Annotated in this window: 21 protein-coding genes; 19 read left to right on the forward strand and 2 right to left on the reverse strand. The window is 48.7% G+C overall.

What is annotated here, in order from left to right:
• Window positions 1–246 precede the first annotated feature (246 nt).
• Window positions 247–1449, reverse strand: a complete 1203-nt coding sequence (locus tag AF333_RS13715) for a CdaR family transcriptional regulator (protein WP_043064060.1) — start codon at window positions 1447–1449, stop codon at window positions 247–249.
• A 186-nt stretch (window positions 1450–1635) separates the two neighbouring features.
• On the opposite strand from AF333_RS13715, the gene AF333_RS13720 reads away from it, so the two are divergent.
• The 5 genes from AF333_RS13720 (at window position 1636) to AF333_RS13740 (ending at window position 8797) form a co-directional block, all read left to right on the forward strand.
• A complete protein-coding gene (locus tag AF333_RS13720; protein ID WP_043064061.1) occupies window positions 1636–2802 on the forward strand; it encodes an NAD(P)/FAD-dependent oxidoreductase in 1167 nt (388 codons plus the stop codon).
• Window positions 2803–2867: 65 nt separating this feature from the next.
• Window positions 2868–4397 carry an aldehyde dehydrogenase family protein gene (locus AF333_RS13725; protein WP_043064062.1) on the forward strand — a complete coding sequence of 510 codons (1530 nt, stop codon included), beginning with the start codon at window positions 2868–2870 and terminating at the stop codon, window positions 4395–4397.
• A 462-nt stretch (window positions 4398–4859) separates the two neighbouring features.
• Window positions 4860–7034, forward strand: coding sequence for a DNA topoisomerase III (locus AF333_RS13730; RefSeq protein WP_043064063.1), 2175 nt, complete (start codon window positions 4860–4862; stop codon window positions 7032–7034).
• An 11-nt stretch (window positions 7035–7045) separates the two neighbouring features.
• On the forward strand, window positions 7046–7633 hold the full coding sequence (locus AF333_RS13735) for an S-layer homology domain-containing protein (RefSeq protein ID WP_043064064.1): 588 nt from the start codon (window positions 7046–7048) through the stop codon (window positions 7631–7633).
• 108 nt (window positions 7634–7741) lie between these two features.
• Window positions 7742–8797 (forward strand): NAD(P)/FAD-dependent oxidoreductase, encoded by a 1056-nt coding sequence (locus AF333_RS13740; RefSeq protein ID WP_043064065.1) that lies wholly within the window; start codon window positions 7742–7744, stop codon window positions 8795–8797.
• Between the two features lie 22 nt (window positions 8798–8819).
• On the opposite strand, the gene AF333_RS13745 is transcribed toward AF333_RS13740, so the two are convergent.
• Window positions 8820–9278 carry a hypothetical protein gene (locus tag AF333_RS13745; protein ID WP_043064066.1) on the reverse strand — a complete coding sequence of 153 codons (459 nt, stop codon included), beginning with the start codon at window positions 9276–9278 and terminating at the stop codon, window positions 8820–8822.
• Between the two features lie 234 nt (window positions 9279–9512).
• Between AF333_RS13745 and AF333_RS13750 the strand changes: the two genes are divergently transcribed.
• The 14 genes from AF333_RS13750 (at window position 9513) to AF333_RS13815 (ending at window position 24242) form a co-directional block, all read left to right on the forward strand.
• Window positions 9513–11204, forward strand: a complete 1692-nt coding sequence (locus AF333_RS13750; protein WP_052811721.1) for a putative bifunctional diguanylate cyclase/phosphodiesterase — start codon at window positions 9513–9515, stop codon at window positions 11202–11204.
• 96 nt (window positions 11205–11300) lie between these two features.
• A complete protein-coding gene (locus AF333_RS13755; RefSeq protein ID WP_043064067.1) occupies window positions 11301–12857 on the forward strand; it encodes an ABC-F family ATP-binding cassette domain-containing protein in 1557 nt (518 codons plus the stop codon).
• Between the two features lie 101 nt (window positions 12858–12958).
• Window positions 12959–13168: a hypothetical protein gene (locus AF333_RS13760; protein WP_139188845.1), complete on the forward strand. Its 210-nt coding sequence runs from the start codon at window positions 12959–12961 to the stop codon at window positions 13166–13168.
• A gap of 4 nt (window positions 13169–13172) precedes the next feature.
• A complete protein-coding gene (locus AF333_RS13765) occupies window positions 13173–14387 on the forward strand; it encodes a DUF2157 domain-containing protein (protein ID WP_043064069.1) in 1215 nt (404 codons plus the stop codon).
• Window positions 14384–14899 (forward strand): GDYXXLXY domain-containing protein, encoded by a 516-nt coding sequence (locus AF333_RS13770; RefSeq protein ID WP_043064070.1) that lies wholly within the window; start codon window positions 14384–14386, stop codon window positions 14897–14899. Before AF333_RS13765 ends, AF333_RS13770 begins: the two co-directional genes overlap by 4 nt.
• Before the next feature lie 123 nt (window positions 14900–15022).
• Window positions 15023–15364 (forward strand): ethanolamine utilization microcompartment protein EutS, encoded by a 342-nt coding sequence (gene eutS, locus AF333_RS13775; RefSeq protein ID WP_043064071.1) that lies wholly within the window; start codon window positions 15023–15025, stop codon window positions 15362–15364.
• Between the two features lie 18 nt (window positions 15365–15382).
• Window positions 15383–15889, forward strand: coding sequence for a EutP/PduV family microcompartment system protein (locus AF333_RS13780; RefSeq protein ID WP_043064072.1), 507 nt, complete (start codon window positions 15383–15385; stop codon window positions 15887–15889).
• A gap of 131 nt (window positions 15890–16020) precedes the next feature.
• Entirely contained in the window at window positions 16021–17463 is a 1443-nt protein-coding gene (locus AF333_RS13785; protein WP_043064269.1) for a sensor histidine kinase, read from the forward strand.
• Between the two features lie 4 nt (window positions 17464–17467).
• Complete coding sequence (locus AF333_RS13790; protein ID WP_043064073.1) at window positions 17468–18061, forward strand: ANTAR domain-containing response regulator; 594 nt, start codon at window positions 17468–17470, stop codon at window positions 18059–18061.
• A 117-nt stretch (window positions 18062–18178) separates the two neighbouring features.
• Window positions 18179–19633 (forward strand): ethanolamine ammonia-lyase reactivating factor EutA, encoded by a 1455-nt coding sequence (locus AF333_RS13795; RefSeq protein WP_043064074.1) that lies wholly within the window; start codon window positions 18179–18181, stop codon window positions 19631–19633.
• A gap of 25 nt (window positions 19634–19658) precedes the next feature.
• Window positions 19659–21023 (forward strand): ethanolamine ammonia-lyase subunit EutB, encoded by a 1365-nt coding sequence (locus AF333_RS13800; protein WP_043064075.1) that lies wholly within the window; start codon window positions 19659–19661, stop codon window positions 21021–21023.
• A gap of 11 nt (window positions 21024–21034) precedes the next feature.
• Window positions 21035–22009 carry an ethanolamine ammonia-lyase subunit EutC gene (eutC, locus tag AF333_RS13805; protein ID WP_043064076.1) on the forward strand — a complete coding sequence of 325 codons (975 nt, stop codon included), beginning with the start codon at window positions 21035–21037 and terminating at the stop codon, window positions 22007–22009.
• Window positions 22010–22026: 17 nt separating this feature from the next.
• Complete coding sequence (eutL, locus tag AF333_RS13810) at window positions 22027–22680, forward strand: ethanolamine utilization microcompartment protein EutL (RefSeq protein WP_074714822.1); 654 nt, start codon at window positions 22027–22029, stop codon at window positions 22678–22680.
• Between the two features lie 29 nt (window positions 22681–22709).
• Complete coding sequence (locus tag AF333_RS13815; protein ID WP_052520597.1) at window positions 22710–24242, forward strand: acetaldehyde dehydrogenase (acetylating); 1533 nt, start codon at window positions 22710–22712, stop codon at window positions 24240–24242.
• Window positions 24243–24282 lie beyond the last annotated feature (40 nt).

A 24282-nucleotide genomic window follows, 5' to 3' on the forward strand; every position in this document is an offset into this window, starting at 1 on the left:
TTGTATGGGAATCTACCGTACAGATGGTGCGAGGAAAACATAGTTTTTCTTCTAAATAGGAACTCAATATGCTTCATTGTTTTCACCCCTTTCAACAGTAAAAGTATTATTTTAATTTATTAAAACATTCTAATTATTCTGCTAACCATGTGAAAGTTGCACAAAGTTTTTCTTTCATTTTCATTCACAATCTGTAAAAAATAGCAAAAGATAAGCCCCGAAGAGTATTCGGAGCATGATTTTTCATTATGGAGCCGACAGTTGTGTGCGGTTTTTAACGGCTATATACAGAAGTAGACAGTGTTCAAAAGAAGTGACATCAAGCGAGGTAAGTTCGCCTATCTTATCAAGCCGATAAACGAGCGTATTGCGGTGAATAAACAGCATACGTGCCGTTTCGCTCATATTCAGCCCACACGCGCAATACGTAAGAAAGGTATGAGCCAGTGTATCGAAGTTATCGTATGTAAGAAACCGGTCCAGCATGGAGAACAGCTTGTCCTGGATGAAAGAAGGAATTTCCCGGGAGAGCAGTTCCAATGTAATACGCCAGTCATTATAGTCATAAATTCTTAGAGGTGTATCGAGCTTTCTCCCGGCGGTGAGCGTTTTTACCGCGTTGCGATACGATTCAGCAATCCCTTCCACACCTTGTTGAATATCACCGATGGCAACCGAAGCATCTAACTTGTGCCGACGCTTCAGGTACTGATTGAATCTTTCTAACTGATCTGTAGTGCAGGTGTGCAGTTCTTTTTCGGTGATACACGGTTCCACAGCTTTTAGCACAAGGATTTGTTCCAGGTTTAATGGGCTGACGATATCCTGTGCATGATTGTAGAAGATTCGCTGTGCGTAATCGAGCAGCTCCTGCTGCGCATGCGGAAGTGAAAACGCGTCCTGCTCTTCTTGCTGTCTGGAAAGCTGTGTCTTAAGCCCGTCTATTGTAATCAACAGGCAAACCCGGTGAATATCCAGACGGTAGCCTAGCATTTCCCCATACTTCATAACATGCTCTGCCTCATCTTCATTGTCGAAGTGCAGTACATACTGTACAAGCATATCCAGCGTTTTCGACTCCAGAACAACAAGTTCTTGTTTGAAGGATTCTTGATACATCATCTCTACGTGACTTTTAACGAGTTGAACGTATTTCTTAACCTCCAACGGATCGCCGACGACACCAAGCACGCCGATCGGCTTATTATTAAAGATGATGGGAGAAGCAACACCGGGCAGCACATTGGACAAGTGCCTGGTCTGATTAGCGTCATATGAGACCATACGATTCTGTCTGAGTACGTCCAGTGATGCTTGATGAAATGTGCCTAGGCGTGAACGATCGGTCGCGCCGATGATATAGCCTTTGTCGTCAGTAATACTAATCGGATGGCCCAGAATTTCGGTTGTGTTTTCTGCTACGTGTTGAGCAATATGCTTTAATACCATGCGTTGTACCCGCTCCTTTCCTTCTATAAATAGCGTGCTTGAGTGGAAAGATAATATATTTCCACAAAAATACCATAAAAATTCACAAAATAGCACAATAATTTTGTTTATTTTTACTATATTTAAAATTTAGATAAAAATGTGTAATAGAACTAAGCAAACGATATTAAAAAAGGCGGTGAAAATATGGGAGAAAAAGCGGATGTGATTATTGTCGGAGGAGGTGTTATTGGCTCAAGCATTGCGTACAATTTGCTTCGTGACGGGTACGAAGGGAAAGTTATGGTGTTCGAGAAGGATAGGGTGTATGAATATGCCTCAACGCCACGTAGTGCAGGAGGCATCCGGCAGTTATTCACCACAGATATTAATATTCAATTAAGCCGGTTCAGCCTACAATTCTATCAGACATTTGCGGAGACAATGAGCGTAGATGGTGAAAAGGCAGAAATTGATTTTAAGCAACGGGGCTATCTTTTTCTCGGTACAGACAAGATAATGCCACGTCTTGAGGCGCATACGAGAATTCAGCATAAATATGGCGTACCTTCTCAGTTGCTAGAGGCACATGAGCTTACTCGTATCATTCCTGAATTGAACGTAGAAGATTTGGCGGGAGGGCTGTATTGTGCTGAAGATGGATACCTGGATCCGTATTCGGTTATGCAAGGCTATATTCGTTACGCCAAAAAGCTGGGTGCAGAATACGTCTACGAGAATGTAGATGAAATAATGACGGCACGTGGACGAGTCACAGGCGTCCGCCTGGTGAATGGAAAGAGATACGAGGCCCCAGTGGTTGTGAATTGTGCGGGGGCTTGGGCACCGGCACTAAGTGAAAAGGCGGGATTGCCTTTGCCGGTCGTTCCATTGCCTCGCCAGATTTTTCAGTTTGATATAGGAGATTCGCTACAACAGTACTTACCGCTTACGATTGATCCAACGGGTGTATACTTCCGGCATGAAGGAGAGAAGTTTATCGCAGGATACTCGCCGGAAACGGAACCGGGATACCGCTTTCAGTGGCAGCGTTCGAATTTCGTAGAGGAAATCTGGCCGATTATCGCTTATCGGGTTCCAAAATTTGAGCAGGCCAAGGTGGAACGGGGATGGGCAGGATTATACGATTTCAATACGAAAGATCATAATGCTATTCTTGGCAAGCATCCTGATATGGGAGGATATTATGTGGCCTTCGGCTTTAGCGGACACGGCATGCAGCAAGCACCAGCCGTTGGGGTCGGCATGTCGGAGCTGATACGGACCGGTGCCTACCAGACACTGGATTTGACGCCACTTCGCGTGGAGCGATTTAAAGAAAATCAGCTGATTATCGAGGATGCAATCGTCTGATAGAGAACGAAGCGCTCGTATTCGCCAATCAATGAAGAAAAAATGAGGACAAAGGAGAAGATAACATGAAACCTTCCATCCACTATTACAATGAAACAGCAGGTCTGACTGAAAATAGGTATTTAAATTATATTAACGGAGAGTGGAAGCCTTCTTCGACAGGTGCTTTTATCGAAAATATCAATCCGGCGACGGGGGAAGTGCTGGGTGAAGTAACCCAGTCGACGGCCGCAGATGTGGAAGAAGCCGTGCAGGCAGCCAGAGCGGCACAGAAATCCTGGCGGCTGGTACCGGCTCCAGAGCGCGCCGAGATTTTATATGAAGTAGGGCGGCTGCTAAAAGAGCGAAAAGAGCATTTGGCACAGGTACTAACGTCGGAGATGGGCAAGGTAATCGCAGAAGCGAGAGGCGAAGTGCAGGAAGCCATCGATATGGCGTATTATATGGCGGGGGAAGGACGCCGTATGTTTGGTGACACGACACAAGCTGAGATGCCGAATAAGTTCGCCATGAGCATCCGTGTGCCTGTGGGGGTGGCCGGTTTGATTACGCCGTGGAATTTTCCGATTGCCATTGCTAGTTGGAAATCGTTGCCCGCTCTCGTTACCGGTAATGCAGTTATCTGGAAGCCGGCGAATGAGACGCCGTTTATGGCGTATGAATTCGTGCGCATCTACGAAGAGGCAGGGCTGCCGAAAGGACTTATAAATCTCGTATACGGTTCCGGGGGCGAGGTAGGAGAAGCGATGGTTGGGCACCCGGACATTGATATCATCTCATTTACCGGCTCGAACGAAGTCGGAGCCGTGATTAATGAGAAAGCAGGCCGGATGCTGAAGCGTACATCGCTGGAGATGGGAGGGAAAAACGCTATCACCGTGCTTGAAGACGCGGATATCGATCTAGCTGTGGACGGTATTTTATGGAGTGCGTACGGTACAAGCGGTCAGCGTTGCACTGCATGCAGCCGCATTATCGTCCATAAGTCAGTAAAGGAACAATTGGAAGAGAAGCTGGTGGAGCGTATCGCTAAGCTTCGTATTGGGAACGGATTGGATGAATCGGTCGATGTAGGCCCGGTCATTAATCGCTCGGCGCTCGAGAGAATCGACGAATATGTACGTATTGGAGTGCACGAAGGAGCACGTCTGTTGTGTGGTGGCAGAATACTGGGGGAAACAGACGGCATAAGCGGGGGGCATTATTATGCGCCTACGCTGTTTACAGACGTAACCGCTGATATGCGCATCGCTCAGGAAGAAATTTTCGGACCCGTTACGGCATTGATTCCGGTGAAGAGTTTAGAGGAGGCGATCGAGGTGAATAACAGCGTTAAATTCGGCCTCTCCAGCTCGATTTTCACCCGGGATGTTAATCGGGTGTTCCAGGCGATGCGCGATTTCGATACTGGCATCGTGTACGTGAATGCCGGCACTACCGGAGCTGAAATTCACCTGCCGTTCGGCGGAACGAAGGGCACAGGGAACGGTCATCGTGATTCCGGGGTAGCAAGTCTGGATGTATATACCGAATGGCGCAGCGTATATGTAGATTACAGCGGGAAGTTGCAGCGTGCGCAAATCGACAATAATTGATTTGCAGTAAGCTGGAATAGAACTCCATACGATAGGAGGCAAGAAGCATGCAGTTAAATTTCATATAGCAATCAATGCCGAAGAAGCAGTGCAGCAGGCTGACATGATTATTACGGCAACAACGTCTGCCGACCCTGTACTTCCAGAGAAGCCGGGGTTATATCAAGGAAAGCTTATTGTAGGCGTGGGCTCATTTCGGCCAGAGATATGAGAGTTCCCACAGGCTTTGTTTAAGGTAGCGTCGGTGATGTATGTTGATACGGCAAGTAGCCCATGTGATTTATCGTAAAGCCAAGGAGGCAGGTATAGGACAGTCCATTAAGCTGTGAGAGATAGGAAGGTTTAGAAAGAGCGGGCAGATAGCCTGCTTTTTTTGTTTATATATGCGTGTAAATATATGAGATATGAAGTAGAATAGTAAATTGAACAAGATGCGGTCTATAGAGTGTAAGGAGAAGAAAAATGAAAGTTATTATTGCAGAAAAGCCTGACCAGGGAACGAAATTAGCTGCTCCGTTCCGCTCGAAGAAACAACAGGGATACATTGAAATCTCACCAAACGAGACATTTCAGGATGGTGCCCTCATTACGTGGGCGGTCGGTCACATATGCGAGCTGGTGGCTCCAGAGGAATATAATTCAGCCTGGAAGAAGTGGAGCTTGGACAACCTTCCTATCATTCCCGAACAATTTAAATACAAAGTAATGAAAGCGAAGGCACAGCAGTTCCAAATAATAAAAAAGCTGTTACAGCGTGCTGATGTAAATGAAATCATTCATGCGGGTGATGCGGGCCGAGAAGGTGAACTCATTGTGCGGACGATTATCCAGCAAACTGGAACGAAGAAGCCGATGAAGCGGCTTTGGATTTCTTCGTTGACGGAGAAAGCGGTACGCCAGGGATTCGCGCAACTGCGCGATGAAGCTGATACGCGAAATCTGTATTACGAAGCATACAGCCGAGCATGCGCCGACTGGGTGGTCGGCATGAATGCGTCCCGTGTCTATTCACTGTTAATGAAGCAGCATGGTGTCAACGATGTCTTTTCCGCTGGGCGGGTTCAGACGCCTACGTTGGCACTCGTTGTGAAGCGGGAGCGGGAGATTGCAGATTTTACATCCGAGCCGTTCTGGGAAGTGCTTGCCGAATTCCAGATGGATGGCAAACAGTATCAAGGAAAGTGGCAGAAAGACGGCGAATCCAGGTTGAACGATCCGAAAATGGCGGAAGCAATCGCAGCCTTCTGCCGGAATAAGCCTGCGGAAATAAAAGATGCACAGACAGAACGCAAAGAATTTCAGCCTCCGTATTTATTTAATCTATCGGGGCTACAGGCGACCGCAAATAAAGCGTATAAATTTCCGCCGAAGAAGACGCTGGATGTCGCCCAGCAATTATATGTTAAAGGATACATTTCATATCCGCGCTCGGATTCAAGTTTCGTTACAGAAGGAGAGGCACGCACCTTTCCGGAAATTCTGGAAAAGCTGGGAAGTAAGCCGGAATATGCGCCGTTCTTTCCGCTTCCGGTTCATTCGGTGCTTACGAATAAGCGCTATGTCAATGAGAAGAAAGTGACCGATCACTATGCGATTATTCCGACCGAGCAGGTTCCCGCATTGGATAAGCTGTCGGATGACGAAAGGAAAATATACGATCTAATCGTGCGTCGCCTTCTGGCTGCACATTATGAGTCAGCCATTTTCGACTATACGACCGTGCTGACCTTCGTGGATAATCGTGCGGAATTTCTATCGAAAGGTCGCCAGCAGATACGTGAAGGCTGGCGTAAGGTGCTGTTTGGCGAAGGAGAGAAGGAGGAGGAAGAACCGCTGCTTCCACCGCTTACAGAGGGAGAGAAGGGCATGGTGGAACGCATAGCGGTAAAGGAAAGTAAGACCCAGCCGCCTAAGCGGTATACGGAAGGCCAATTAATTACGCTGATGAAGACGGCTGGCAAGCATTTAGAAGACCAGGAGCTGGAAAAAGTATTGGCGAAAACCGAAGGACTCGGTACGGAAGCGACCCGGGCCGGCATCATTACGATGCTTAAGGACCGGCGCTATATTGAGGTTAAGAAAAACCAGGTCTACGCGACACCCAAGGGCATGCTTCTCATCGCGGCGATTGGTGAAAAAATCCTCGCTTCGCCAGAGATGACGGCGCGTTGGGAGCAACGGCTCAGCGAAATAGGCCAGGGCGAAGCTTCGGCCAAGGATTTCATGGAACAAGCCAAGAAGCTGGCTGTCAAAATCATTCAAGATGCTGTGGAACAAGCAAAGAGCTGGACATTTGATAATATTGATATGGACGAAGTGAAAGCGAACGCTCCCAGTCGTAAAGGAAAAAGCAAAGCTCCGGCCAAAGTAGGTGTCTGCAAGCTGTGCGGCGGTGATGTCGTAGACAAGGGTACATTTTACGGTTGTACAAATTATTCAAAAACCAAGTGCAGTTTTACCTTCTCTAAAAAGATTCTCGGCAAAACCATTTCACAGACGAACGCTAAGAAGTTGTTGAAAGAGGGGAAAACTGACCTCATTAAAGGATTCAAAAAAGGCGATAAAGCGTTTGACGCCTATATAATATGGGACGATAAAAACGGGAAGCCATCGTTTGCTTTTCCGGACAGGAAATAGGAGGGAATGCCTTGAAGGAGACAAAGCGGAAGAGAAGGTTGGTCGCATTATGGATGGTCGGGGTGCTGGCCGTGTCTTGTGTCCCTGTATCCGCCGCTCATTTTAGGGACATGTCGGCTGCACATTGGGCATACGCAAGCATAGAATGGGCTGCGGAAGAAGGGATCGTCGGAGGATATGAGGACGGTACGTTCCAACCTTCCCGCATGGTCAGCGAGGCTGAGTTTCTTGTCATGTATATGCATTATTTTTTTAATATGAAAAGTGTTCCGACCGGGAATTTGCGGGGTGAGCATTGGGCGTCTTCCTATTATACGACTGCCGTTGACCTGCATATCCCCTTTCAGGGAGGCTCGTATAAGGATCGGCCCATTCGTCGTGGATTGGTCGCCCGTACGGTAACGAAAGCGTTAGGCTACGATTATAGTGAGAAACAGGCGGTAGAATGGCTGCTGAAAAAAGAAATTGTCACCGGGCGTACGCCGGGCAATGCAACCTATGCTTCATACGCGCCGGATGAGCCGCTCACCCGTGCGGAAGCGGCCCAGTTTTTTAAAACGCTGCACAGAAAAGGGTACACGCGTTTTATTACGAACTAAGTTCGGGTTTTGTCGATTTTTTCGTCAGACTTTTGTTTTCCCCTTTCTTGTCTCTTTGTATAATAGAGAAAAATACCGAGATAGCTTGGAGAAGGAAAGAGGGATAGGATGCCAGGAGTTCCGAAACATCCAATCGTGGTTATCGGCGGCGGCATAAGCGGTTTAATGGCGGCCCGTACGCTGGTGGAAGCGGGCGAAGAGGTGGTTATATTGGACAAAGGGCGCAGCGGCGGAGGCCGGATGGCTACCAGGGAAAGCGGCAGGGCGACGTTCGATCATGGCGCGCAGTATTTCACTGTGCGTACGCCTGAATTTGCAGCGTACGTAAAGGAGTGGAAGGCACAAGGCTGGATAACGGAATGGTTCGGCGAACCCCACGCGAGGTACCGTGCAGAAGGCGGCATGAATCGGCTCACCCGGCATCTGGCGGAGCCGCTGGATATTTGTGTGCGTGTCCGTGTGACAAGCATCGAGCCAGAGCAGAATGGCTGGCTGCTTCACTGGGTCTCGGAAGAGCAGGAATATGTGGCACAGACGTATGACGAAGTATTGCCGGAAGAAGTGTATGATCCCGGTAATAAGGCAAACATCCGGGCACGTGCGGTACTTATAACTGCTCCGCCGCCTCAGGCTTTGTATCTGCTTAGACAAGGGGGGAACCATCTGGCAGAAGAACAGGAGCGCAAGCTGGCAGCAGTCCGCTACCTTCCTTGTCTGGCGGCGCTACTGAAGCTGGATGGAGTATCCGCAGTACCAGCGCCAGGCTATGTGCGTGCGAAAAATTCGACTAACCCAGTACAGTTGGTCGTGGATAACTACCAAAAAGGCATTTCTTCGCAGCCTGCACTCACGATCTATGCTTGTGGCCAATGGTCGCGTGATCATTTTAATCAACCAGATGATGAGGTGCTTGGCCAATTGCTGCAGGAGGCCCAGGTATGGCAGGGCAGTGCCAATATTATAGAAGCGCAGCTGAAGCGCTGGCGATTCTCGTTGGCGGAAACGATGTATCCGGCACGTTTTGCTGATTTGGGCTTGCAGTCACCCGCTTTGCTTGCGGGGGATTCGTTTATCGCCCCGGAGGATGATGCGCAGCACGCGCGAATTGAGACCGCTGCGCTCTCAGGCGTCGCCGCGGCGAAGCGATTGTTAGACATATTATAACAAGGGTGTTGATTATCCTGCACTATTCGGAATGGGTAGCCACCACACCGTGCCCCAAACGGGCGTCGGTTCGTCTCCGCACGGAAGCGTAGCGGGACGCTTTTTGCCCCATCCAGGTGAGATCGCAAAACATCTGGGTAGACGCGAAGAGGGAGACAGTTGCGGTCCTTTTTCGCCTGGCTGGGGCAACCGCTCGGGAAGGGAGACGAAAAGCCTTGTTTGTGTCCAGTTGTGGTGGTATTTTCCTCTCAAAACAATCAACACCCTTGGTATCCATAGATGGATAGAAAAGAATGACGCGTACGGCGTGCGTTCCCTTTGTTTTTCTAGTGTGGAGCGTGTGGCGCCAAGGACGAAATCGACCGGCAACTGTCTCCTGCCTTGATACACCCATATGTTTTGCCGGTCCGGCCTTGGCGTCACAAAGCGGCGTATCTCTTCCTTGCGAGAAAAAGACGAGGGAACACGTCGACGCGTGCATCTTATTTCTTCCAATCTATGGATAATAAACAGGCGTGATATTATAAACTTTTTCGCTCTTAGCTTAGGTTCATCATCTGGGCATAAGAGCTTTTTTATTTTCGATGTTTCCTGTGCCTGCTAATGGCGAGTTATAAAATATAGACATTTTTTTCAATTTTTTATAAAATAGATCATGACTATAGAACTATGATTGGTGCGGTCCGCAATCAAAAAGATAGAGGTGGAAAAGCCCATGCAAGACGAAAGTATAACTTCGCTACGGCAAACGGAACAGAAATACCAGAGTCTGTTAGAGAAGCTGCACAATGTTGTATACAAAGTGCGTTGCGAAACAGAAGCAGAGGCAACATTCGTTTACACGATGTTTGAAGGTAGGGTAGCGAAGCGGCAAGGGCTGACGACCGAAGCGGTAAGAGGGAAGACGCCGCAGGAGTTGTTTGCACCGCAATTTGCTGGATATCTGCAGGTGCAATACGAGAAGGCCTGGAGGGGAGAGCCTGTTATCCACGAGCTTATGTGGGAACAGGAAGTATATTACGTTTCCCTCATGCTATCGGAAGATGAGAGCGGCGAGAGGGAGCTCATCGGCTGCTCGCTGGATTTGACCTTGTGTAGGCAGGCAAAGCGGCAAATTGAGCGCATGAAGAAATATGACGCGCTGACCGGTCTGCCCAATCAGCTTGCGTTTGACGAAAGCTTACAGCAAGCAGTGAGTGGTGAACATGGGAGCGGACGTTTGTTTACGTTGATGATTATTGATATTGATAAGTTTAAAATGATGCATGCTGCCATCGGACGGACGCCAAGCGAAGCTGTACTCGCTCATGTTGCGAAGAAACTTTCCCAGGTGTTCGATGAGCGAACGATGCTGGCCCGTCTAAGTAAAGATAACTTCGCGGCGGTGCTCAGAGGCATTACGCAAGAGGAGGCCAAGGCGAAAGCAACCGAAATTATCTCGCTTATTACATCTCCGATCCAAACGAGCGATACGGCCATCCATATGACGGCTAGCGTAGGCATGAGCGCATATCCGATAGATGGAAGCGAACCAGAAGAAATTCTGAAGAAAGCGGAAACGGCTATGTACCGGGCGAAAGAGCGGGGCGGTAACTGCTATTGTTTTTATTCTCAGGAGATGACGCGTATCGGGGAACAATGGGTGCTGCGCAGCGAACTTCGCAATGCAGTTCAACGTAACGAGCTGTTTCTACATTACCAGCCGCGCTATGAAGTTGGAAGCAACAAACTAGTGGGGATGGAGGCGCTCGTCCGTTGGCTGCATCCAGAGAACGGGATTATGTTTCCGAGTACATTCATCAGCCTAGCCGAAAAGACAGGCTTGATTCTTGAGATTGACCGTTGGGTGCTGGAAGCGGCATGCGCTCAGGTGAAGCAATGGCAAGAGGTGGGAGAAATCCATGCTTCCGTTTCAGTCAACCTATCGTACTTACATTTTAAAGAGCCAGATTGTGTACAAATGGTGATGGATATCTTGCGAAAGACAGGCCTACATCCTGGATGGTTAGAAGTAGAATTGACGGAGAGTGTATTCGTGGAAGAGGCGGAAGTTGCGCTCGATGTCATGCAACAATTAAAAAAACTTGGCGTTCGCATTGCTATCGATGACTTTGGTACAGGATATTCGGCACTTCATTATTTGAAGAAATTCCCGTTCGATACGTTGAAGATTGACAGGTCATTTCTGGAGAACGTAACGATTTCCGAAGCGGACGGTGTGATTTTGCGTACGGTGATCGATATGGCCAAAAAGCTTAACCTGAGAGTGGTAGCCGAAGGCGTAGAGACGGAAGAACAGTTAAGCTACTTGCGCGAGCATGCATGTGACGAGGTACAGGGATACTTGCTTAGCCGCCCCGTTCCGGAAGAACAGATGGAAAAACTTCTTTTTTCCATAAGCAACTGATTCATTTCTTCCCGTTAATCAGGTATGATGGAAAAGGAAAGCCAGGCAATCAAACGCTACTGATATGCATCTTGATTAGGGGGATTTAGTTATTTCATGAGCTTGTTAACCGTTGAAGATTTAAGCCATACGTTTGGCGATCGTACATTGTTTAAGAACGTTTCATTTCGTTTGCTTCCAGGCGAACACGTCGGATTGGTCGGCGCGAACGGCGTAGGCAAGTCTACATTAATGAATATACTGACAGGACAATTAATTCGTGATTCTGGAAAAGTAGAGTGGACGCCGCGCGTCCGTTATGGATATCTTGACCAGCATACGGTGCTGACACCGGGTAAGACGATACGTGATATACTCAAAGACGCGTTTTTGCCGCTGTTCGAGCTGGAAAAAGAACTAATGGTCATTTCCGAGAAGATGGCGGATGCGACGCCGGAAGAGTTGGAGAAGCTGCTAGAAGAGATGGGTGATATTCAGGAGCAGCTCGATGCAAGCGGGTTTTATCTCATCGATGTTAAAGTAGAAGAGATGGCGAACGGTCTGGGGCTTGACGCAATCGGCCTTGACCGCGATGTGTCGGCACTGAGCGGCGGACAACGGACAAAAGTTCTACTCGCGAAGCTGTTACTTGAAAAACCGATGGTATTGCTGCTCGATGAGCCGACCAACTATCTTGATGTTGAACATATTGATTGGTTGAAGACATACCTGAAGGAATATCCGTTTGCTTTTATTTTGATTTCGCATGATACGGAGTTCATGAACGATGTAGTCAGCGTTATTTATCACCTCGAATTCTCAAAACTGACTCGCTACAGCGCAACGTATGAGAAATTTCTCGATATGGCTGACATGAATAAGCAACAGCATATTAGTGCATACGAGCGCCAGCAGGACTATATTAAGAAAACAGAAGATTTCATTCAGCGTAACAAGGCACGCTACTCAACAAGCGGCCGTGCCCGCAGCCGGCAGAAGCAATTGGAGAAGCTGGATCGGATTGACCGTCCGGAGACTGCACCTAAGCCGACGTTTACGTTTAAGGAATCACGGGCTAGTGGCAAAACGGTATTCGAGGCGCAAAACCTCGTTATCGGCTACGACCGCCCACTGTTGCCTAAGATGGACATGATAGTGGAACGGGGCGAGAAAATTGCCATCGTCGGCTGTAACGGTGTTGGGAAATCCACGCTGCTGAAGACCATTCTTGGAAGAATAAAACCGTATGACGGTTCTGTATATCAGGGCGATTTCCTGCATCCGGCGTACTTTGAGCAGGAAGTAAAGGCCGGGAACGTAACAGCGCTTGATGATGTATGGAACGCGTTTCCGAGCATGAATCAGCATGAAGTGCGCGGTGCATTGGCGCGCTGTGGACTAAAGAATGAGCATATTAACCGGCCGCTTAATATGCTGAGCGGTGGTGAGCAGGCGAAAGTACGTCTGTGCAAGTTACTGATGGACGAGAGCAACTGGCTTTTATTCGATGAGCCGACGAACCATCTTGATGTTGTTGCGAAGGAAGAGTTGAAGCGGGCGCTAAAAGAATACAAAGGGACCGTTTTGCTCGTGTGCCATGAACCGGATTTTTATGAAGATTGGGTAACCCGTGTCTGGAATGTGGAAGAGTGGGCAACAAATGTGAGTATATAACCGTTTTTGTAAGAGGGGTGAGGATGTGTTCCTGCCTCTCTTTTTCTTGTGTTATCTTTGAGAAAGAGGAAAATAAAAGAAAACAGTAAGGAGTGACATGCTTGAATAAGCAAGAGGAACGATGCATGGCTTGCGGTAAGCCAGTAGTGGAGCTTGTCTATGCGATTTATCGCAGCGAGGCATCCGACAAAAAGGATGAGGCAGAAAGTATAGCCGGATTTTTGTGCGAAACATGTGGGCGCAAGCATAAAATGAAACCAATAAAGCCAAAAAATCCGTTTGCAAAGCTTGAAAAATTAAAACAGGGGTGAATATATGTCGCGAAAGTGGGTGGAAGAGGAGAGTCGCCATTGGGTTGAGCGGGGGATTATCACAGAGGAGCAGCGCCGACAAATCGTCGAGCTATATCCATATAAAAGAAGCATAAGCGAAAGATTGCCGATTTTCGGTGCGCTTTTGATAGGCGCCGGTATCTTAACATTTGTTGCATCCAACTGGTCAGCCATTCCGCAGCTTTTCCGTTTGCTGCTTATCATCATCACGATGAGCGGTTTTTATGGGTTTGGCTACCGTAATGAGAAGCGCGGTGCTAAAGTCCTCGGGATATCGTTGCTTGCGCTTGGTGTGATTACGTTTGGCGCGGGTATTTTCCTGACGGGTCAAATGTTCCACTTGGTTGCGTATGATGCGCGCGCATTTATTATTTGGTCGTTGCCTGCTATCATATTAGTCTGGCTATACCGGGGAAGGCTACTGTATTTTCTTGTTCTGGCCATTCTGAACGCCGGCCAGTTATACAGCGCGATTTCTTTTCAACAATTCAGTTGGCTGCTGCTCGTTCTATTGCTTGCAGGGGCTGGCGGATATGCCCTGCAGAACAGGCAACGCATCATTTTCACAACGCTTACACCAAGCATTTTGCTGCATGGCCTGCTCTATTTGATTGTAGAAAATCAGGCGGTGGGGTGGCTGGTACTCATAGCATCCATCTTATACACGATGCTGGATTGGCTCTCCGATCGTCCGGCCCGGATTGCGGGTCAGTTAGGAGCGCTTATATCTGCGTTTTTCCTTAATGTGTTCTTTATTTTCTTTCTCGGCGAGATGGGAAATGAAAAAGTACCGCTTGCGATTGTGTTTTTCATTTTATTTGCAGGCGCGTTTGTACTTTCCTATCTGGGCAAGCGTCGGCATGGCGAGGCATTAACACTTGTGGAGTGGACGGTTTTCCTTCCATTCTTTTATTGGGGAGCGGGCGGCGATGTTATGTATTTGCTTATATTGTTCGTTTTCTCAGGCTATTTGTTATGGATAGGATACCGAGAAGATTGGAGCAACAAGGTTAATGCAGGAACGCTGCTGTTTTTGTTTAGCACGTTTATCGGATATATTCAGGTTGCCTGGGACTTTCTTCCGAAATCACTGTTTTTCCTTGTAGGCGGTCTGCTATTGTTTGCACTAAATGCCTTCTTGCAGCGACAGCGACGCAAGCTGCTGCATGATGAGGATAAAGGAGGTGGCCAGGTATGAAGAGAAGGGCCCCTTTCCTGTTTGCCGTCTTGGTGTTGGTGCAGGTATTGTTTCTTGGTGGAATGGCCGCCTCATACTATGCGGTGGATGCAGTTGGTAAGGAAATTCGGTTAAAAACGGCACCTGTGGACCCCCGTGATTTGTTCTATGGAGATTATGTTAGGCTTTCCTATGAAATTAGTGCGCTTCCATGGTCGGTGTGGAAAGGCGAAGAACAGCCAGAAGAAGGGCAAACAGTCTATGTTATATTGCACAAGGACGGAGCGTATGATAGCGCCGTGGCTGTCTATCCTGTAAAGCCACAGACAAAGGATGGGGAAACCGTTCTCCAGGCACGCGTCCGTGGCGCAGGAGATTCGGAGCACCTTAATCTACTCTACGGATTTGAACGTTACTATGTAGAAGAGAATACGGGTAGAGAATTGGAAGAGCATTCTGGCCAGGCAATTGTCACGGTTAAAGTCGCGTCCTGGAGGCAGTCGAAGATTACCGGACTGGTATTTGAACAATAGAAAAACAAAGATCTGCATGCATATCGTTCACATCTGTGATATACTAGCATAAAAAATTGCGCGGCAACGAAGCCCCTGTCTTATTTGACGGGGGCTTTTCTGCGTTCGATTGGAGGAAGATGCATGACGGAAGAAAAAAAGCGGTTTATCCAGGAGTTTGTACCGGGAAAGCAGATTACGTTAAGCCACCTCATTGCCAATCCAGATGAAGACATGTTCGAGAAGCTCGGTATTCCATATGGCGGAGCGATTGGCATTTTGACATTAACGCCGAGCGAAACGGTGATTATCGCCGGTGATTTGGCGACCAAAGCCGCCCATGTAACCATTGGATTTCTCGACCGGTTTACCGGAAGCCTCGTATTGGTGGGTAGTGTATCTGAAGTAGAGACGGCGATGCAGCAAATTAATGAATTTCTTGAGCGCAATCTCGGCTATACACCTTCACGCATTACCAAATCGTGACGGAAGGAGAGATATTTTATGGCGAAGGCAAAGCAACATCGTGCGATGCTTATCGGAGCGATTGGCGCCGGCAAGTCTACGCTGACGAACGCGCTGCTTGGTCGCGATGTGCCGGCAATAAAAACGCAATCGCTCCTCTATTATGATTGGATTGTAGATACGCCGGGAGAGTATACGGAAAATCCGTTATTCTACAAAAATATCATGGCTACGGCGCTTGAAGTGACACACGTATTGTTTGTTCAGGATGCAACCAAGTCGAAAACGATCTTCCCTCCCGGATTCGCTTCCGGCATACCGAAGCTATCCATCGGCGTGGTGACTAAAATCGATGCACCGAATGCTGATCGAGTTCGTGCAGCAAAGCAGATAAGGAAAGCGATGCCGGATGGCCCTATCGTATATGTATCCGCCTACGAGAAGCAAGGTCTGGATGAAATCCGTTCGCTCGTAGCGTGCAACTCACGCCTGCAGATGAGAGAGTATTGCTTGAATTTAGAATCAACAAATATTTCGGATATGTAAACCTTTACACGGTTTATATTTTTTAGTATGATAATGATAATAAAATGAATATCAAACAGGCAAAGGCGCCTATCAACAATGGGGAAGTGTGCATGTTGAAGGAGCCTTTTTTGTTAAAAGGAGTCTTTCTCATGAACGATGTGCTAGACACCCGACATATCAGGCATCTATGCCAACAATACACTTCACTTACCGAGGAAGATATTCAAATTATCGTAAACAAAAGCGAAATGCTACAGACGATGGCGGATGTATCACAGGCTAATATGTTCATCGATTGTCCGATGAAGGATAGGAAAGCCGTCATTGTGGTAGCGGAAGCGTCTCCCACGACGACGCACTCAATATATAAAGAAACCGTGGTGGGAAAAGAAGTGTTCGAATCGTACGAGCCTGGTGTATTCCGCACTTATCGAACCGGAAAGCCGGCACTGATGAACAGAGCGGTTACACAGGAAGGACACCATGTCAAACAGAATGTCGTACCTATAAAGAACGATAAACAACAGACGATTGGCATGTTGATTCTAGAGCAGGACATTACGCTTCAAGTCAAACATGAAAAAGAATTAGCCCTCTTATCGGAGACGACCCAGGAGTTCAGCCGTACCTTCTGGGATTTGATTGCAAAAGAGCAATCCATCCCGGATGTTATCGAAGAAGCACTGCTCCTTCTACATGAAGACGGATCGATTTTATATGCGAACAACTCGGCTATTGGATTGATGGAATCGCACAGCGAGCGAACCCGGGAGAACTGTCTAAACGTAAAAGTAAACGAAATATTTCCGTTCATCGAAGAAGACGATTATTTACACGATGGAGTGCTCCAGCGCGAAGTCCATAATCAGGGAGCGGTATATATTTTACGCAGCGTTTGCCTGCAGCAGAAAGATAAGAAGCGGCGCCTGCTCGTATATTTGCAGGATATTACCGATTTAAGAGACAAGGAGCGCCAGTTAATGGTTAAATCAGCGGTCATCCAGGAGATTCACCACCGGGTTAAGAACAATTTGCAGACGGTTGCGGGGCTTTTACGTCTACAGATGAGACGAGGTGTTCCGGATGAAGCAAAGGGGCTTTACCAGGAGTGCTTAAACCGGATTGTCAGCATTGCAACCGTTCATGAAGTCCTGTCCTATAACGGTATTGAGCGTGTCGCCATGAATCAGGTTATCGAGAAAGTGGCACGCATGTTGGTGTATAATATGTCGTCTGAAGAATGCAAAGTCGACATCGTGATGGAAATCGAGGAGATTGCCCTGCAGTCTAAGCAGGCAGTGTCGCTTGCTCTTATCCTGACCGAGCTGGTGCAGAACTGTTTAAAGCATGGCTTTATCGGCAGGCCGTCAGGCGTTATCTGTATTGAGTTCCGCCTTACAGGAGATGAAATTCGACTGTGTGTGGATGATAATGGAAAAGGCTTTGAAGCACAGTCCGCTACGGACCAGCTAGGCCTTGAAATCGTTCGGAATTTGACGCACTTCGACTTGGAAGGAGCATTCAATATTACGCAGAATGCGGACGGAGGAACGCGAGCCAGCGTTTCTTTTCCGGCGGAACAGGGGGAATGAGCGCATGAATAAAGGCAGAATCATGGTGGTCGATGACGAGTCTATTCTGCGCATGGATATCAAAGAAATGCTGCAGGAGGCTGGTTATGATGTCGTAGCGGAAGCAAACAATGGAGAAGCCGCTATTGAATTGGCCGCCCAACATGTTCCGGATTTAATCGTAATGGACGTGAAAATGCCAAAAATGAACGGGGTAAAAGCGGCGAGAATTATTAATCGTTCCTTTGATATTCCAACCATTCTCTTGACCGCATATACGGAGGAAGAATTAATCGCGGAGGCGAGAGAAGCGTTCATCTTCGGCTATCTTGTTAAACCGATTACTGAAAGAGATTTAATGCCGGCGGTAGAAGTCGCCATCGGACAGGCGCGACGCGTCAAATCATTGATGGGAAGCCTGAAAGAGATGGAGAAAAAGATGGAGAGCCGCAAACGGATAGAACGGGCAAAAGGCATTCTTATGGATGTGTACCAGATCAACGAAGAGCGCGCCTACCAAACGATGCGTACCTATTGTATGAATACACGCAAGACGATGGATGAAGTCGCCGCTTATATTCTGCATAACCGGAAATTAGATGTACAATCCGTTCTATAAACGTGCAAATGGTACGACCGCAAAAAAGAATATTCTGAGGCAAAGGCGCCTTATGCGATGAAAGACACTGACTCATCGTGTAAGGCGCCTTTTTGCGCGGGGGAAAGGAGGCAGGACATGCGCCGGAGGGATCGTGGGATAGAACACATTATTAGCGCGGGCATCGATATTGGAACGAGCACGACCAAACTGGTTATCAGCCGGTTTTCGTTAATGAATACAGCGGGTGCAAGCCACGTACCGCGCATTGAAATCATTGATACCGAAATTTTGTACAAAAGTCCGATTTACCGTACACCGCTTTCGCAAGGAGATGAAATTGACATGCCAGCTGTCTTTGCGCTTGTACGCAACGAATATTCGAAAGCTGGTATACGTGAGAACGAAATTCAGACCGGAGCGGTTATTATTACCGGTGAAACGGCGACAAAACGAAATGCTGAGGAAATGGTGCGTCGATTATCCGACGAAGCGGGAGAGTTTCTCGTCGCTACGGCAGGTCCTGATCTCGAGGGAATGATCGCAGCCAAAGGCTCGGGGGCATATGAACATTCAAAAAGGACAGGTCGCACGGTTGCAAATATTGATATCGGTGGCGGCACCGCTAATATTGCTGTGTATCAAGCTGGATTGTTCAAGGGAACATGCACGCTTCATATCGGCGGCAGACTCATCGAATATGAGGAAAAGCGGATTGTGAAGTTATCCCGTCCGGTGCAGGCGCTGCTTGAGATGCAGAAATGGGATTTGAGGATAGGTGATGCATCCGATTCTCCGATAATTGGACGGGTAGCGAATGCCATGGCAGAAACGCTGGCCCGAATTCTCGCTGGACAAGCAACTGCGGAAGATGAGCCATTATTGCTAGGTCATCCGCCGAATTGGGACGTAACGGTAGAGGACATTATGTTTTCCGGGGGCGTAAGCGAATGCATCTACCGCCTGGAGCCAAACGATACAGACGGAACGAACGCATCTGTCTATCATGATATGGGTGTGCAGTTAGCCGAGACGCTACGCACCCATCCGAGGCTCGCGCGCTGGAGGTGGGTTCACCCGCTTGAAACCGTAAGGGCGACCGTGCTGGGAGCTGGCACGCAGACCACGGAAATAAGCGGGGCCACCATTCAGGTTGAACGTGAAGTGTTGCCGCTTAAAAATCTGCCTGTACACCGAATTTCGTTCGGGCACGAAACGGAAGGCCTGCAAGATAAAATCTTCCGGGCGGTAGAACAGGCACTTGAACTGTATGATCCGGGACAGGAGGGGCGCAATTTCGCTCTGTATCTGTCCGAGATGCCCCATCTAAGGTTTCATGATGTACAGCATATCGCTGCCTCGTTGAATGAAGCGTTGCGTCGTCAGTCGGATCAGCGTCAACCGATTGTCGTCGTTACGGAGAACGATATCGCCAAAGTGCTCGGTCAATCACTTCAGGTTATACAGCGGGAGCGCGGCATTCTCTGCATCGACCAGATTCGAGTCGAGAACGGAGATTACCTTGATATCGGTCGCATGCTGCATAGCGGCGTAGTACCGGTAGTCGTCAAAACGCTCGCGTTTCATTCGTAAGAAAGGAAGGAGTAGAGATGAGGCTATGAGGCTGAAAACAATGCTGCAAGGCCAAACATATGAATTTAAAGATCTAAAAGAACTGTTCGCCAAAGCGAATGAAGAAAAATCCGGGGACCGTCTCGCGGGATTGGCTGCAGAAACGGTACAGGAACGAATTGCTGCAAAACAAGTACTGGCTGGCTTGACGCTGGAGGATATTCGAAACCATCCGCTTCTTCCGCCAGAGGAAGATGAAGTCTCCCGCATTATCGAAGAACAGGTAAACGATACGATTTTTGCGGATATCAAAGGTTGGACGGTAGCCAAGCTGCGTGAATATATTCTTGATGACCACGTAGGCGACCGTGAGTTGAAACGGTTAAGCCGCGGCTTGACGAGCGAAATGATTGCCGCCACAGGTAAGCTGATGTCTAATCTTGATCTGATTCATGCAGCTAATAAAGTCGAAATCATTTCCCGATGCAATATCGCTATTGGGCAGAAAGGAACCCTTGCATCACGGCTGCAGCCAAACCATCCGACTGACAATGTAGATGGGATGCTCGCTTCTATGAAAGAAGGGCTGTCCTATGGAGTAGGCGACGCGGTAATCGGTATTAATCCGGTCGATGATTCGGTAGAAAGCGTAAAGCGTTTACTGCATGCAACGCACGATTTCATTGAAGGTTGGAACATTCCAACACAAAACTGTGTGCTGGCACATGTAACTACCCAGATGAAAGCAATTGAACAAGGAGCGCCGGCAGCGATGATTTTCCAGAGCATCGCGGGAACAGAGGCTGCTAACCGTTCATTCGGCATTAGTGTATCGCTTCTGGAGGAAGCACAGCAGATGATTATGGAAAAAGGCACAAGCCATGGACCACAGCGTCTGTATTTTGAAACCGGACAGGGCTCGGAGCTATCGGCAGAAGCGCATCATGGAATCGACCAGATGACGCTCGAAGCTCGCAACTATGGTTTCGCCCGCAAGTTTGACCCGTATATTCTCAATACGGTCGTCGGTTTCATCGGACCTGAATATCTGTATGACAATAAACAGGTTATCCGTGCCGGGCTTGAAGATCATTTCATGGGTAAGATGCATGGTATTTCGATGGGAGTGGATATTTGTTATACGAACCATATTCGCGCCGACCAAAATGATATAGAGGAACTCGGCGTATTGCTGACGGCCGCTGGTGTTAACTTCATTATCGCCGCACCGATGGGTGATGATTGTATGCTGAATTACCAATCAATGAGCTATCACGACATTGCCACGCTGCGTCAAACACTTGATCGGAAGCCGGCACCTAAGTTTGCGGCATGGCTGGAACATATGGGAATTACAGAAGACGGCAAGCTGACTGAGAGGGCAGGCGACCCGACGATTTTCTCGGAATAGGAGGGATGAATATGGACCAGCAGCTAATCGAAACCGTGACCCGACTTGTCATGGAGAAGTTGAAAGACGCAGAAAATGGACAGTCGAACCCTGTCACTGAGTCGAAGCCAAAGCAGGAAAAAAGGAATTATGGTTCCGTTAAGGTATGGGACCATGTCGGAGAAGAACGAGCACCAAAATCATTTGTGTCCCAAACCGCTTCTATTTCTGAACAGTCGGTACGGCAATCGAAACCAGAAGATACGAAAGGCAAAAATCCTGGTGTTGACAAGCCAAGAAACAAGGAACAGCTAGCAGAATTGATGAAACAAACTCCAGCACGTATCGGAATTGGCCGTGCCGGACTCCGGCCTAAGACGGATGCATGGCTTTCGTTCCGTTTCGACCACGCAGCTGCGGTGGATGCGGTATACGGTACGGTGTCTGAAGACATATTGAAACGGCTGAATTTATTTAGCGTTGTTACTCGTGTGAATAACAAGCAAGAGTATATTCTCCGCCCGGACTTAGGACGACGCTTGGGCGATGAGGCCAAGAAAACATTGAAGGAGCGCTGCAAACACAAGCCTAAAGTGCAAATTGTTGTCTCCGATGGACTTAGCTCCCAGGCGGTAGAAGCCAACGTGGAAGATACGTACTTGGCGCTTAAGCAGTCGTTGACAGCGCTCGGTATTGAGATGGGGACACCGTTCTTCGTGGAACGAGGACGTGTTGCGGTCATGGATGATATCGGTGAAGTGTTGGAACCGGAAGTCGTGGTGCTACTTATCGGCGAGAGACCGGGGCTGGTCAGTGCCGAATCCCTTAGTGCATACCTGTGCTATAAGCCGCGACACGGTACTGTGGAAGCCGATCGTATGGTTATCTCAAATATTCATGCAGGTGGTATCCCGCCGGTGGAAGCGGGGGCGTACCTAGGTAATGTCGTCCAGAAAATCCTGCGGTATGAAGCGAGCGGCGTTTCGCTTGTACGCAAGGAACAATAGCGAAGGAGGGTTGAGAGGTGGAACTTCAGCCGATTAAAGCGGAAGTGCTGGCGGTACGAATGATTCCGAATGTGGATACGGCACTGGCGGAACAGTTACAGCTTACATCCGGACACCGCAGCCTGGGTATGATTACAACGACGATTGATGATATCGGGTATACGGCGCTCGATGAAGCGACGAAACGAGCGGAAGTGGAAGTGGTGTACGCGCGTTCGTTTTATGCGGGTGCGGCTCATGCTTCGGGTCCTCTTTCCGGGGAATTCATTGGCATTATTGCCGGACCGACTCCTGACGAAGTGGAGAGCGGAATGGAAGCCGCGCAGAATATAATTGAGCATGATGCGCATTTTGAAGCGCTGAATGATGATGGAAGCCACGCCCTATATGCACATGTTATCGCACGTACGGGAGCCTATCTATCCAAAATTGCGGGGATTAATGAAGGTGAACCACTCGCATATCTAATCGCCCCACCGCTTGAAGCGATGTATGGATTGGATGCGGCACTGAAAGCAGCCGATGTGCAGCTAGCCGCTTTTTATGGCCCGCCCTCGGAAACGAATTTTGGCGGTGGCCTGTTGACAGGTACACAATCGGCCTGTCAGGCGGCTGCGGCTGCGTTTCGTGATAGCATCATCCGGGTGGCGCGCCAGCCCCTTATCTGGTAAGTCAACGGAGCGGAAAGGAGTGAGTAGAAGTGCAACTCGACAAAGATTTGCAATCGCTGCAAGCAATGCGCCACGCTGTACGTCGAGCGAAGGAGGCGCAGCGGGAATTTAAAGGTTATTCACAGGAACAGGTCGACCGCATTGTCAAGGCGATGGCCGATGCGGCCTACGAACAGGCACATAAGCTAGCTAAGCTTGCGGTGGAAGAAACCGGGCTTGGCATTGTAGAACATAAGACCATCAAGAACCAGGTCGGATCAAAGGATGTGTACGAATCGATTGCAGAAGTGAAGACAGTAGGCATCGTTCGGGAAATTCCAGAGAAAAAAGTGGTGGAAATCGCCTCGCCGTTTGGCGTAATTGCCGGCATTGTACCGGTAACCAATCCGACGTCTACCGCCATTTTCAAAAGTTTAATCGCGCTTAAAGCGCGCAATGCCATCGTATTCAGCCCGCATCCTTCGGCGGCCCGCTGCACGGTGGAAGCGGCTCGTATCTGCCATCAGGCTGCTGTGGCCGCCGGGGCGCCGGAAGGTATCATTGGCTGGATTGAGGAACCGACGATGGATGCGACCGAAGGGTTGATGAAACATCGTGACGTTAACTTGATTCTGTCGACCGGGGGAGGGGGTCTCGTCCGTGCAGCATACAGCTCAGGCAAGCCCGCATACGGAGTCGGCCCAGGGAATGTACCGGCATATATCGAGAAAACAGCGAATGTTGCACAGGCGGTACGACGCATTATCGATAGCAAGACATTTGATAACGGAACGATTTGCGCCTCGGAACAGGCGGTCATTGCCGACCGTAACGTACGGGAACAAGCGTTGCGCGCCTTTCGCAACAACGGTGCGTACATCCTGAACGAGGAAGAGAAAAAGAAAGTGGAAGACGTAATCTCTCCGGTACGTGGAAAGCTCAATTCTGCTATCGTTGGCAAGAAGGCAGCTGTTATCGCTGAGATGGCGGGGATCCGGGTGCCGAAGGAAACGACGCTGCTGCTGGCAGAAGAAACGGAAGTCAGCAAGAATATTCCGTTTTCGATTGAGAAGCTCTCACCTATTCTCGCATTCTATACAGTAAATGGATGGCAGGAAGGGAGCGACTTGTGCGAGCGTTTGCTGGCGCTGGGCGGCCGTGGACATACATTGTCGCTTCATACGGAAGATACAGAGGTAGCCCGGACGCTGGCACTGCGCCTGCCTGTGTCGCGTATTCTCGTTAATACACCGTCGGCGCTGGGCGCCGTAGGAGCCACTACCGGTCTGGCTGCATCGCTGACTTTAGGCTGTGGTACATTCGGCGGCAACATTACGTCGGACAACCTGACGGCGCACCATTTGATGAATCTTAAACGTCTTGCATACGGCACAAAAGATATCGCTGTACCAAAACCAGGCAGTGGTGTGCCGAATACCCGGCAGGCAGAACCGCAAGCGAAAGGCGAAGGAGAGCAGATTGAGCAGGCCGTAGCGCAAGTTCTTGCTAAAATCGGCCCGGTCGGCAAGATAGACAAGCAAACCGTTGCTACCCTGGTTGATAAAGTGCTCGCACAACTTTAACTTGAAGATTCTTTATGAAGATGAAAAACAATGCATTTAC

Origin of the sequence: Aneurinibacillus migulanus, assembly GCF_001274715.1 — a bacterium.
Classification (GTDB): Bacteria; Bacillota; Bacilli; order Aneurinibacillales; family Aneurinibacillaceae; genus Aneurinibacillus; species Aneurinibacillus migulanus.